Genomic DNA, 12,552 nt, shown 5'->3' with positions numbered 1-12,552 from the left:
TGTTTTCATGATGTTTTTCAAGACAGACCCGGTTTTCTCGTGGTCCCGAGACGAACGAAGGACCGAACCGAGGCGTAAATAATTATCCCATTATTTCCCGCGACTTACGCCACAAGCCCTACCAAATATCCTATGCAAAAGTTCTATAAACCCTAAATTGAACAGGCATAAAATGTTGAAAAAACCACTACCTTCTGGTATAAGATATTCATTGAATTTGACTAATCGAATTACGTACGCGCCCGATCGCAAAATATTGTGAAACCGCCTGGTCACTTGGTTTGAGGAGGTAATTTCGAATGCCTTCCGGGAATCTGATTTCAGACACAATTTCTGAAAATGAAGACTTCATGATTGTCTTTCTTGGAAAAGAAATATTTTTTTCCAACCAAACGCTCAGAAACGTCCAGAACGAATTCGGCGTCGCGGCCCATCGCTTCGAAACCCTGGACGCTTACCTGTCGGAAGCAGAAAAGGTGACCTCTGGGTCCGGCAAGATCCTTGTGGTCGACCAGATCCTTCTTGATGACCTGCTGACCCGCCCCGAAGCCTATGCCGAAGCAGCGCGGTCCGGGTGCCTGGCTTTCGCCTACCGCAAAGAGGAGATGGCTCTGACCCTGTTCAACAACTGGCTACGCGACACACATGGCCCGATCGGCTATCTTCCCATGAACATCGCTCCAGATGCCTGGCGGGCAATCCTGAGGCTGCTGATGCACGAGGAACTGTACCTTCCCGGCTTTGTCGCGACCTGCATGACACAACCTGCCGCCCGCTCCGATCCCGACGACAAGCAGAAGCCTCAGGTCTCGGCGCGCTCGACCGGACATGCGCCCGGTGACCTGCTTTCCACCCTGACTCCTCGGGAATTGCAGGTCTTGGATCTCGTCTCGCAAGGCAAGAGCAACAAGGCAATCGCGGCGCAACTCGGCATCACCGAACACACGGTGAAACTGCATGTCCACAACGTTTCGGGCAAGATCGGAGTCAGCAACCGGACCGCCGCCGCGCATTTCTATTTCGAGGCCGCGCCACAAGCGAACGGAAAGGCCAGCCGTGACTGACAGGTTCGAAGAAAAATTCGATCGCCTGATCCTGCTGGTCGGACGGTTGAACTACATGTGGACGAACACCGAAAGCCTGCTGATACACCTGATCGCGGGGTTGTCGGGCACTTCGAAGGATGTGGCTGTCATCATCTTTCTGACTCTGAACACGACCCGCGCGCGCATCGACCTGGTCGAACGTCTGGCCAAGATGGACGGCCGTCCGGCCGACGTGCGCGACCCCGTCCTTTTGCATACCCGACGCCTCGGTCGGTTGTCGGCGATACGCAACCGGTTCAACCACTGCATCTATTCTTTCGATCAGGAAAGCGGGAACCCCAAAACAATTCTGATGCGCATCGCCGACCGCAAGACCGACATCAAGCTGGGTCGGGAAGACACCGTCGACGATCAGGCGTTGGCCGACATCGAAGATGTTCTGGCCCAACTGTCTGCCGCCAACAGGGACATCTGGAGCCTGATTTCCAGGCTAGGGTTTCCTGTCTAGGGCAAAGGACAGTGAAACCGGTTGGTGGTGCGGGCGGTGGGACTCGAACCCACACGGCGCCAAGGCCTTCGGATTTTAAGTCCGATATGTCTACCATTCCATCACGCCCGCAACCGGCCAGCGGAGCGAAGCACCGGGGCCGAACTGCGGAACACTTACAGCTAACTTGCGGGATTGCAAAGCCCGTGAGGGAAGGGGCACCGTCGGCGGGTTCTCGGCGTAGTGGGTGCATCAACCTTGGCCCCCACCCGAACCCAGCCAGATCGAGGATTCCCGCATATGAAGGCTGAAGTCGCCTTGACAGAACGAACCGCGTCGCATCTCGTCATCCGGAACATTCTGGAAAACCGAGATGCAAGTCGCCAAGAACGAACATAGGGGCGGATCCAAGCTGATACCATCGGCCCCATACCCATCGACCGATCCTGAAAAGGTGTCGAATCTGATCGCCCGGTGTCCGGTCGCGTCCCGCACTCCTCTGGTGGACGGCAGCGCGCTGGCGCCCGTGGCCAGCCTTTGGATCAAGGACGAGCGTGCGCGGATGAATCTTGGGTCGTTCAAGGCCTTGGGCGCAGCCTACGTGATCGCAAGTCACGCGAATGCTGTGTCCGGGCAACCCGACGGCACCACCCTGAATGGGCGCACCTATGTCACCGCCAGCGCCGGCAATCACGGGCTCAGCATGGCGGCCGGTGCGCGCGTCTTCGGCGCCCGGGCCGTCGTCTTCATCGCGGACACGGTACCCGAAAGCTTTGCCGAGCGCCTGCGTGATCAAGGGGCCAGTGTCGTCCGGGCGGGGAATGACTATGCCGCCAGCATGTCCGCCGCCAGCGCTGCCGCGTCGCGGAATGGCTGGACCCTGCTGTCGGACAGTTCCTGGGAGGGATACACCGACCTGCCTCATCTGCTGATGGAGGGCTATCTGCAGATGGCGGTCGAAACGGTCGGGCAATGCCCCGAGGTGCCGACGGTGATCCTGTTGCAGGCCGGGGTCGGCGGCATGGCTGCCGCGGCGGCGGCCTATTTCCGCAAGGTTTGGGGTGATGTCCCCAGGATCGTCGTGGTGGAACCTGACGCCGCGCCTGCCCTTCAGGCAAGTATCGCCGCCGGGCAATGCGTGTTTGCCGACGGCCCGGACAGCATCATGGGGCGGCTGGACTGCAAGGAACCTTCGTTAATCGCACTGAACGGTCTCGCGCGGGATGCTGATGTGTTCCTGACTGTGACGGACGAGGACGTCGTCGCGCAGCTTCCAGCGATGGCGCGGGCCGGGCTTGCAACCACGGCTTCGGGCGGCGCGGGGCTTGCTGCGGTCATGGACGACACAATGCGCTCGGCCCTGGAAATAGGCACCGATGACCGCGTACTATGCATCCTGACCGAGCGACCCGCATGAGGGGGTTCGACCGAACAGAATACCAGGCCCGCACCCAGCGCGCACAACGTCGGATGGCAGAACTCGAGGTCGATGCTCTACTTCTGACCACGGAGCCCGAAGTCCGGTATTTCTCGGGGTTTCTTACCCGGTTCTGGGAAAGCCCCACGCGTCCATGGTTTCTGGTCATCCCGGCCCAGGGCGACCCTGTCGCCGTGATCCCGTCGATCGGGGCCGCGCTGATGGGGCGAACCTGGATCAAAGACATCCGCACCTGGAGCGCACCCGACCTGTCCGACGACGGCGTATCGCTGTTGGCCGACACGCTGCGCGAAGTCGTGGCCGACAAGGGCCGGATCGGCTGCCCCGACGGGCACGAAACCCATCTGCGCATGCCTCTGTCCGATTTCCGTCGGTTGCAGGACCAAATCGGCCAACGTCGGATCACCGGCGATCACGGTATTCTGCGCGACCTGCGGATGGTTAAATCCGCCACCGAAATCGCCAAGATCCAGACCGCCTGCGCTATAGCCGGACGCGCCTTCGACCGGGTGCCCGAAATTGCATCCGCAGGTGTGCCGCTGGCGCAGGTTTTCCGCGCCTTCCAGATGCTGTGCCTCGAGGAGGGGGCCGATTGGGTGCCGTACCTTGCCGGTGGGGCTGGCCATGGCGGCTATGGCGACGTGATCTCGCCCGCGTCCGAGAGCCCCCTGGCGCCAGGGGACATACTGATGCTGGACACCGGTCTGGTATGGGACGGCTACTTTTGCGATTTCGACCGCAACTGGTCGGTCGGCCCGCCCGAACCGGCCGTCAGCACGGCGCATGCGCGGTTGGTCGACGCGATCGAAGCAGGTTTTGGCGCGGCACGGCCCGGAGCGACGGCCGCAGACCTGTTCCAAGCGATGAACGACATTCTGACCGATGGCGGACCCGGCACCCAGGCCGGGCGCCTGGGGCATGGGCTGGGCATGTCCCTGACCGAATGGCCATCGCTGATTCCCACCGACACAACGGTTCTGCGGTCAGGGATGGTGCTGACGCTCGAACCGGGTATCGCCGTCCCGGGCGGGATTCTCGTTCACGAAGAAAACATTGTGATCACCGAGAACGGCGCCCGGTTTCTTAGCCCGCGCGCCGGGCGCGAGGTGCCCCGGATATGACCACATTGCCCTACGCACTCGACGTGGAAGACCACGCCAACCGACCGATGGGCTTGATCGTTCTGCAGGCCGACGAAACCATCGAAGGCGACTTCAGGCGTCTGTTCGCGGAAAGCTCCGCACCGCTTCATGTTGCGCGCATCCCCAGCGGGCTGGAGGTGACACCCCAGACGCTGAGCCGAATGAAGCAGGCCCTGCCGGCGGCCGCGGACCTGTTTCCGAAGGGCCGCGAATACGGCGTTGTGGGCTATGGCTGCACGTCGGCCAGTTCGGTGATCGGATCGGCCGAGGTCGAATCTCTTGTCCGCGGATCCTGCGTCACCCGTTCGGTAACCGACCCACTGCGCGCGACGATCGCCCGCGCTTGCGACTTGGGCGTTTCGCGGTTTGCCCTGTTGTCCCCCTATGTCGAGGAAGTCAGCGACTCGTTGCGGACAGCCTTCTCGACCGCCGGGCTTTCGACCGATGTATTCGGCACTTTCTGCGTGGCAGAAGAGTCGAAAGTGGCGCGGATTTCGTGTTCGTCGATCGTCGAGGCGGCGGTTGCACTTGGGCAAGACAGCGCGGTTGATGCGGTATTTCTGAGTTGCACGAACTTGCGAACCCTGGATGCGATCCCTCACGTTCAGGCCCTCATCCGCAAGCCGGTCCTGTCCAGCAACACGGCGCTTGCATGGCATATGGCACGGCTAAACGATGATCGGTTCCCGTGAAACTCACGGTCGTTTCTGCGCTGGGACGATTAAATTGGTTGCAAGCCGCCGGACGCTACGTTTTAATTTGGTGCAGGATCAATGGAATCCGGGCCAACCGGATCTGGAATTGACGCGACAGGGGGTCTTGTGACCGAAACAACCAGCGACGCCGCGTTTGTCGAATTTCGGCGCGTGCAAAAATCATATGACGGCGAAACGCTCGTCGTGAAAGATCTCAATCTTGCCATGCCGAAAGGCGAATTTCTGACCATGCTGGGCCCGTCGGGCTCGGGCAAGACGACTTGCCTGATGATGCTGGCCGGGTTCGAAACCGCCACCCATGGCGAAATTCTTCTGGGCGGCAAGCCGATCAACAACATTCCGCCGCACAAGCGCGGGATCGGCATGGTGTTCCAAAACTACGCTCTGTTTCCGCATATGACCGTGGCCGAGAACCTCTCGTTCCCGCTTGAAGTGCGCAAGATCGGCAAATCCGAGCGCGAACAGAAGGTGCAGCGGGCGCTGGACATGGTACAGATGGGCGCATTCGGCAATCGCCGGCCGGCGCAGTTGTCGGGGGGCCAACAACAGCGCATCGCCCTGGCGCGGGCGCTCGTGTTTGAGCCGGAACTGGTGCTGATGGACGAGCCGCTGGGCGCGTTGGATAAGCAACTGCGCGAACACATGCAGTTCGAGATTACCCGCCTGGCACACGAGCTGGGCATCACCACGGTCTATGTGACCCATGACCAGACCGAGGCGCTGACGATGTCGGATCGTGTCGCAGTCTTCGATGACGGCCGCATCCAGCAGCTGGCCCCGCCCGATCGACTGTACGAGGAACCGGAAAACAGTTTCGTCGCGCAATTCATCGGCGAAAACAACACCTTGGAAGGTGTGGTGAAGTCCATCAACGGGGACACTTGCATCGTGACCCTGGACGACGGATCGGAAATCGACGCGGTGCCGATCAACGTCCGCCAGCCCGGCGAGCGCACCAAGGTGTCGATCCGGCCCGAGCGGGTCGAGTTCAACAAGGATCGTCTGAGCCCGGACGCGCATACGCTCAAGGCGGTGGTTCGCGAGTTCATCTATATGGGCGACGTATTCCGTTTCCGCATGTCGGTGGCCGGCAATGACGAGTTCATCGTCAAGACCCGCAACGCCCCGGATGCGGTCCGCCTGCAACCCGGCCAGGAGATCGAGATCGGCTGGCTGGCACGAGACTGTCGCGCGCTGGACGCGTGAGCGTCCTGCCGCGCCAGACGGTCAACTTGGAAGGATCGGCCGACGAAAACCCGTGCGTCGGTCGACCAGTGACAACAACGGGGAAAACTGGGAGCTGAACATGAAACCAACAAAATTCCTGCTGTCGGCTGCGGCCGCAGCCATCACGGCCGGCGCGGCTTCGGCCCAGGACATGGCCCTCGTGTCCTGGGGCGGCGCCTACCAGGCATCGCAGCAAAAAGCCTATGCCGAGCCGTACATGGAAATGAACCCGGGCGTGAACATCGTCTGGGATGAAAGCTCGGCCGAGGCCGTGGCCAAGCTGCGCGCCATGAACGAGGCGGGCAACATCACATGGGATGTGGTCGACGTGGTCGCCTCGGACGCCATTCGCCTGTGTGACGAAGGTCTGGCGATGGAAATCGACCCGGACACCCAACTGGCCCCGGCACCCGATGGCACCACAGCATCCGAGGATTTCGGCGATCTGCTGGTCAGTGATTGCTTCATCCCGCAGATCGTCTATTCGACCACCTTCGGCTATCGCACCGATCTGGTCGGCGACACGCCGCCGGACGACATCTGCGACGTGTTCGACCTCGAGGCCTACCCGGGCAAGCGCTCGCTGGAAAAGCGCCCGATCAACAACATGGAATGGGCGCTGCTGTGCGACGGCGTGGCAAAGGACGAAGTTTATGACGTTCTGGCAACCGACGAAGGTCAGGACCGTGCCCTCAAGAAGCTGGACACCATCAAGGACAGCGTCGTGTGGTGGTCAGCCGGGGCTGACACTCCGCAGTTGCTGGCCGATGGCGAGGTCGTCATGGGCTCGACTTACAATGGCCGTCTGTTCAGCCTGATCGAAGAGCAGAAGCAGCCCGTCGCCATGCTGTGGGATGCGCAGGTGTTCGATCTGGACGGCTGGATCATTCCCGCGGGCCTCAGCGACGAGCGTAAGCAGCGCGCGTTGGACTTTATCTACTTCGCGACCGACACGCAGCGTCTGGCGGATCAGGCCAAGTACATCTCGTACGGCCCGGCACGCAAATCGTCGGCCCCGTTGGTCGGTCAACACGCCGAACTGGGCATCGACATGGCGCCGCACATGCCGACCGATCCGAACAACGCCCAGAACACTTTCCTGTACAACTACGAGTTCTGGGCCGACTACCGCGATGACATCGACGCCAAATTCCAGGCGTGGCTGGCGCAGTAAGCGCAGCTTACACAACTAAAAACGGTTGGGGCGGCCTGCCGCCCCAACCCGACCCAAGCTAACCCAAGGGGCACGAATGACTGACGCAAGCCAAACCGCAGGGCCAATGCTGGCGGCGGATGGAACGCCACTGAAACAGTCTCTGGCGCGCTCGCTGAGGCGACAGAAACTGCGCGCACTGTTGTTGATTGCCCCCTTGCTGATCTTCGTTCTGGTCTCGTTTATCGTCCCGATCGGCTCGATGCTGTTCCGGTCGGTGGAAAACAACATCGTAAAGGACACGCTGCCGCTGACCGTCGAGGCCTTGCAAAGCTGGGACGAAAAAAGCGGTGAACTGCCGGACGAAAACGTTTACGAAGCCTTTGTCCGCGACATGATCGTCGCGATCGACAACAAGGAACATACCCGTCTTGGCACGCGGTTGAACTATGAAGAGACCGGCATGTCGTCGCTGTTCCGTCGTTCGGGCAGGCAAATCAAAAAGCTGGACCCCGAAACCGACGGGCCGTTCAAGGATAAGCTGATCGACATCCATGATGGCTGGGGTGACGTGAAGACTTGGCAGGTGATCAAGACCCACGCGGTGCCGATCACCAATGGGTATTTCCTGAACGCAATTGACATGCGACGTACCCCCGAAGGCGCGCAGCCTCAACCCGAAGACAAGCGCATTCTGGTAAAACTGTTCGGCCGCACATTGTTCATGTCGCTGGTCATCACCGGCGCCTGCATACTGCTGGCCTATCCAGTCAGTTACCTGCTGGCGACGCTGCCGATGCGCGTGTCGAACATGCTGATGATCCTGGTTCTGCTGCCGTTCTGGACATCGCTTCTGGTGCGAACTTCCGCCTGGAAGGTCATGTTGCAACAACAGGGCGTGATCAATGACACGCTGGTCTGGCTGGGCCTTGTGGCCGATGACGCGCGATTGATCATCATCAACAACCAGATCGGCACGATCATCGCGATGACGCATATCCTGCTGCCGTTCATGATCCTGCCGATGTATTCGGTGATGCAGACGATCCCGCCATCCTACACTCGCGCGGCCAAATCCATGGGCGCGACGAACTGGACCACGTTCTGGCGGATCTATTTCCCGCAGTCCATTCCGGGCATCGGGGCGGGCTCGATCCTCGTGTTCATTCTGGCCATCGGCTATTACATCACGCCCGAAATCGTCGGCGGCACCAAGGGCGTCTTCATCTCGAACCGGATCGCCTACCACATCTCGTCGTCGCTGAACTGGGGGCTGGCCGCGGCGCTGGGAACGATCCTGCTGGCGGTGGTTCTGATCCTCTATTGGGTCTACGACAAGATCGTGGGCATCGACAACGTGAAGCTGGGATAACCGACATGGCCGCTCTGACTCCGATTTCGCGCAAACCCCTGTCGATGGTCCTGCCCAGCGTCGCCCTGGCCGGAGCCTTCGCCGGTATCTTTGTCGGCGCGGGCAACGGTTCGGTGCCGACCGGCATGATCGGCGGCGCCATTCTGATCGCCGGGCTTGCCTGGATCTACATCGCGCTGCTGAAGAGCGAGCGGCTGGCCTATTGGATAAACATCCTTGGCTTCGGCTTGGCTGGCTTTCTGTTCGCGGGCATCGCGGGCGGTATTCTGGGTCTGCTGGGCGGCTGGTTCTTTGTCTGGTTCACATACTGGCTGTACGAGGGCCGGTATCGCCGCAAACTGCTGCCTTACCTGACGGCGCAGCAGGTGTTCTATCACTACTTGTTCCGAGTGATCTGCGGCGCGATCTTCGTATTCCTGATCACCCCGATCCTGGTGGTACTGCCATTGTCGTTCAACGCGCAGGACTTCTTTACCTTCACCCCGGAAATGCTGCGACTGGACCCCGAGGGCTACTCGCTGAAGCATTATCAGGACTTCTTTACCAACAACGAATGGCAGCGCAGCTTCAAGAACTCGCTGATCATCGCGCCCATCGCCACGATCATCTCGGTCTCGCTGGGCACGCTGGCCGCCATCGGTCTGAGCCAGTCGCATGTGCCCGGGCGGCGGGCGATCATGGCCATCCTGATTTCGCCGATGATCGTGCCGCTGATCATCTCAGCCACGGGCATGTTCTTCTTCTACAGCGACATCGGGCGGTTCCTCGAGGGCACTCTGGGCATGAACAAGACCTTCGTGGGCTACCTCAAGGTGATCCTGGCCCACGCGGTTCTGGGCATTCCCTTCGTCATCATCACCGTGACCGCCACCCTGGTGGGCTTTGACCGGTCTTTGACGCGGGCCGCCGCGAACATGGGCGCGGGTCCGGTGCGGACCTTCTTCAAGATTCAGATGCCGCTGATCCTGCCCGGTGTGATCTCGGGCGGGCTGTTCGCCTTCATCACCTCGTTCGATGAGGTGGTCGTGGTGCTGTTCGTCGGATCGGCCAGCCAGAAGACCCTGCCCTGGCAGATGTTCACCGGCCTGCGCGAGCAGATCAGCCCCACCATCCTGGCCGTGGCCACGATCCTCGTCGTCATCTCGATCGCGCTGCTGACCACGGTCGAGCTGCTGCGGCGGCGGTCAGAACGTCTGCGCGGGCTGACACCGGCTTGACCGGCGGCATTTGCTGATCTAACGATTTTTCTGTTCACCCTCTGCTGCGATGGCGTCGCAGCACCCAAAGGGGTGATCGGCTCTCGGACCCCGAGACCGCCTGTCCTGTACGCCGGGACATGTGGCCGGGCTTTGCACGTCCGGCAAAGAAACGAGAGAGCACATGACAGACCTTTCAAATCGCCCCGAATTCTTCACCTGCCACAACGGCGACAAGGCGCCCCTGCCCTTCAGCCGGGCCGAGTACGACCGCCGGCTGACCAAACTGCGCGCCATCATGGCGCAGCGGGACATCCCGGTCGTTTTGCTGACCTCGATGCAGAACATCGCCTATTACTCGGGCTTTCTGTACTGTGCCTTCGGCCGGCCCTATGGCTGTGTGGTGACGCAGGACAGCTGCACCACCGTGTCGGCGAATATCGACGCGGGCCAGCCCTGGCGCCGGTCGGTCGAGGACAACGTGATCTACACCGACTGGAAGCGCGACAACTACTGGCGCGCCGTAGCCAGCCTGATCGGGAATGCCCGCCGGATCGGCATCGAAAGCGACCACATGACGCTGGCCGCACGCGATACGGCCCTGTCCATGCTGAACCAGCCCGAGCTTGTGGACATCGCCCCCGACACGATGGCCGCGCGGATGGTCAAATCGGCCGAAGAGATCGAGTTGATCAAGAGCGGTGCACGCACGGCGGACGTGGGCGGCGCGGCCATCCATGCCGCGATCCGTGAAGGTGCCACCGAGATCGAGATTGCCATGGCGGGCCGCGACGCGATGGAGATCGAGATCGCCCGCGCCTATCCCGACGCCGAGTACCGCGACACCTGGGTCTGGTTCCAGTCAGGGCTGAACACCGACGGCGCGCACAACCCGGTCACAAAACGGGCGTTGCAGAAAGGCGATATTCTGTCACTCAACACCTTCCCGATGATCTCGGGTTATTACACAGCGCTGGAACGCACCCTGTTCCTGGGCGAGCCCGACGCAGACAGCCTGCGCCTTTGGCAGGCCAATGTCGCCGCCCACGAACTGGGGCTGAGCCTGATCAAACCCGGCGCCACCTGTTCCAGCATCACCGCCGAGATCAATCGGTTCTTCGCCGATCAGGGCCTGCTGCAATACCGCTCGTTCGGATATGGGCATTCCTTCGGAATCCTCAGCCACTATTACGGCCGCGAGGCCGGTCTTGAACTGCGCGAGGACATCGACACGGTGCTCGAGCCGGGCATGGTCGTGTCCATCGAGCCGATGCTGTGGATTCCCGAAGGTCAGCCCGGCGCGGGCGGCTATCGCGAGCATGACATCCTGGTGGTGCAAGAGGACGGGGCCGAGAATATCACCGGCTTTCCTTACGGACCGGAACACAACATCATCGCAGCGTGACAGCCAAGATCGCCGGCGCGTGAGAAGCGCGCGCCGGCCAAGCCAGTCCGAGAGGGGCCTTTGTTCAGACCGGTTGCGGCGCGCAAGCGTACCCTGCCTGCCGCCCGCGTGCCACGGCGCTGATCCATGCCCGGATCAATCGTCGCTGCGCACCCTCTGACGCTGATGCCCCAAACCGTCGATCCTCAGTTCCATCACGTCTCCATCCCTCAGGTAGACCGGCTGAGGCTTCATTCCCATCCCGACCCCCGGCGGCGTACCCGTCGAGATCACGTCGCCCGGATGCAGAGTGAACAGTTGGCTCAAATGCTCGATGATCTCGGCCACTGTAAAGATCATGGTCGCCGTGTTTCCGGTTTGCATGCGCTTGCCGTTGACTTCAAGCGCCATTCCCAAGGTCTGCGGGTCGGCGATTTCGTCACGCGTCACCAGCCAGGGGCCGGTCGGTCCGAACGTGTCGCAGGATTTTCCTTTGGTCCATTGTCCGGTCAACTGCATCTGGAAATAGCGCTCGGACACGTCATTGACGATGCAATATCCGGCGACGTGGTCCAGCGCGTTTTCACGGCCGACGTATTTGGCCGTCTTGCCGATCACCACGCCCAGCTCGATTTCCCAATCGGTTTGCGTCGACCCGCGCGGGATCACCACGTCGTCATAGGGACCGACGATGGCTGAATTTGCCTTGAGGAACAGAATGGGATGTTCGGGAATGGCCGCGCCGGTCTCGGCGGCATGGTCCGAGTAGTTCAGACCAATGCACAGGAATTTTCCGATATTCCCGACGCACGGCCCGATCCGCGGGTTGCCCTCGACCAAAGGAAGGGCCTCGGGGTCCAGGCGGCGCAACCGGGCCAGGCCGGCATCATCCAGAGTTTCCCCCGAGATGTCCGCAACATGTGCCGAAAGATCCCTCAATCTGCCTTCGCCGTCCAACAGCGCCGGTTTTTCTGCCCCGGCATCTCCGTAGCGTACAAGTTTCATGTGCCCGACCCTCCACCGTCGTTTTTTTCTCCCCTGCGCCATATTGCCGAATGGGATGCGACGAAACCAAGATCACACCTCGAACATGGTGGTCAACCATTCGTCCGGATTGGATCTTCCAAAGCGGATTGAGCTATTCTCCGGCAAGACCCGGGTAGTGACGCATGCTGCAATTTGCAGCGTGCCGATTGTCAACGCGACGGGCAAGACCGCGCTTAATACCTTGAGTGTCGAGGAGATCACTGCCGGTCTGCAAGCCGGCTCGGAGGCAGTGCAGATGTTCCCAAATGGCTTGGCATCAACAAAGCAGGAGGTTGTTGCCAATATGTACAGGGGCTCAGAGAAAAGATCCTGGTGCCCCCACACGGACTCGAACCGCGGACCTA

General features: G+C 60.9%; 11 protein-coding genes and 1 tRNA gene. 10 read left to right on the top strand and 2 right to left on the bottom strand.

What is annotated here, in order from left to right:
• Positions 1–350: 350 nt before the first annotated feature.
• The gene (locus AC2FNS_RS05480; RefSeq protein WP_496712689.1) at positions 351–1,064 is read left to right on the top strand and encodes a response regulator transcription factor; all 714 of its coding nucleotides are present in this window, start codon (positions 351–353) and stop codon (positions 1,062–1,064) included.
• The gene (locus AC2FNS_RS05475) at positions 1,057–1,554 is read left to right on the top strand and encodes a hypothetical protein (protein WP_496712690.1); all 498 of its coding nucleotides are present in this window, start codon (positions 1,057–1,059) and stop codon (positions 1,552–1,554) included. Before AC2FNS_RS05480 ends, AC2FNS_RS05475 begins: the two co-directional genes overlap by 8 nt.
• A 25-nt stretch (positions 1,555–1,579) precedes the next feature.
• On the opposite strand, the gene AC2FNS_RS05470 is transcribed toward AC2FNS_RS05475, so the two are convergent.
• Positions 1,580–1,665: transfer RNA gene (locus AC2FNS_RS05470), tRNA-Leu, on the bottom strand.
• A 241-nt stretch (positions 1,666–1,906) separates the two neighbouring features.
• Between AC2FNS_RS05470 and AC2FNS_RS05465 the strand changes: the two genes are divergently transcribed.
• From AC2FNS_RS05465 to AC2FNS_RS05430, 8 genes are all read left to right on the top strand, one after another.
• Entirely contained in the window at positions 1,907–2,950 is a 1,044-nt protein-coding gene (locus tag AC2FNS_RS05465) for a pyridoxal-phosphate dependent enzyme (protein WP_496803795.1), read from the top strand.
• Positions 2,947–4,092 carry a M24 family metallopeptidase gene (locus AC2FNS_RS05460; RefSeq protein WP_496712691.1) on the top strand — a complete coding sequence of 382 codons (1,146 nt, stop codon included), beginning with the start codon at positions 2,947–2,949 and terminating at the stop codon, positions 4,090–4,092. Before AC2FNS_RS05465 ends, AC2FNS_RS05460 begins: the two co-directional genes overlap by 4 nt.
• Positions 4,089–4,805, top strand: a complete 717-nt coding sequence (locus AC2FNS_RS05455; protein ID WP_496678446.1) for a maleate cis-trans isomerase family protein — start codon at positions 4,089–4,091, stop codon at positions 4,803–4,805. Before AC2FNS_RS05460 ends, AC2FNS_RS05455 begins: the two co-directional genes overlap by 4 nt.
• Positions 4,806–4,934: 129 nt before the next feature.
• On the top strand, positions 4,935–6,035 hold the full coding sequence (locus tag AC2FNS_RS05450) for an ABC transporter ATP-binding protein (protein WP_496678447.1): 1,101 nt from the start codon (positions 4,935–4,937) through the stop codon (positions 6,033–6,035).
• Between the two features lie 100 nt (positions 6,036–6,135).
• Positions 6,136–7,230: an extracellular solute-binding protein gene (locus AC2FNS_RS05445; protein WP_496687336.1), complete on the top strand. Its 1,095-nt coding sequence runs from the start codon at positions 6,136–6,138 to the stop codon at positions 7,228–7,230.
• Between the two features lie 76 nt (positions 7,231–7,306).
• Entirely contained in the window at positions 7,307–8,581 is a 1,275-nt protein-coding gene (locus AC2FNS_RS05440) for an ABC transporter permease (RefSeq protein WP_496713626.1), read from the top strand.
• Positions 8,582–8,586: 5 nt separating this feature from the next.
• Complete coding sequence (locus AC2FNS_RS05435) at positions 8,587–9,798, top strand: ABC transporter permease (RefSeq protein WP_496713628.1); 1,212 nt, start codon at positions 8,587–8,589, stop codon at positions 9,796–9,798.
• Positions 9,799–9,961: 163 nt separating this feature from the next.
• On the top strand, positions 9,962–11,182 hold the full coding sequence (locus tag AC2FNS_RS05430; protein WP_496713630.1) for an aminopeptidase P family protein: 1,221 nt from the start codon (positions 9,962–9,964) through the stop codon (positions 11,180–11,182).
• A 135-nt stretch (positions 11,183–11,317) separates the two neighbouring features.
• Here the strand turns inward: AC2FNS_RS05430 and AC2FNS_RS05425 are convergent, their stop codons facing one another.
• On the bottom strand, positions 11,318–12,166 hold the full coding sequence (locus tag AC2FNS_RS05425) for a fumarylacetoacetate hydrolase family protein (protein WP_496713632.1): 849 nt from the start codon (positions 12,164–12,166) through the stop codon (positions 11,318–11,320).
• Between the last annotated feature and the right edge of the window lie 386 nt (positions 12,167–12,552).

Source organism: Ruegeria sp. BHSA191 (assembly GCF_059613325.1).
Note: the sequence above shows the minus strand (reverse complement) of the source record. Positions and strands in the feature narration are given on the sequence as shown.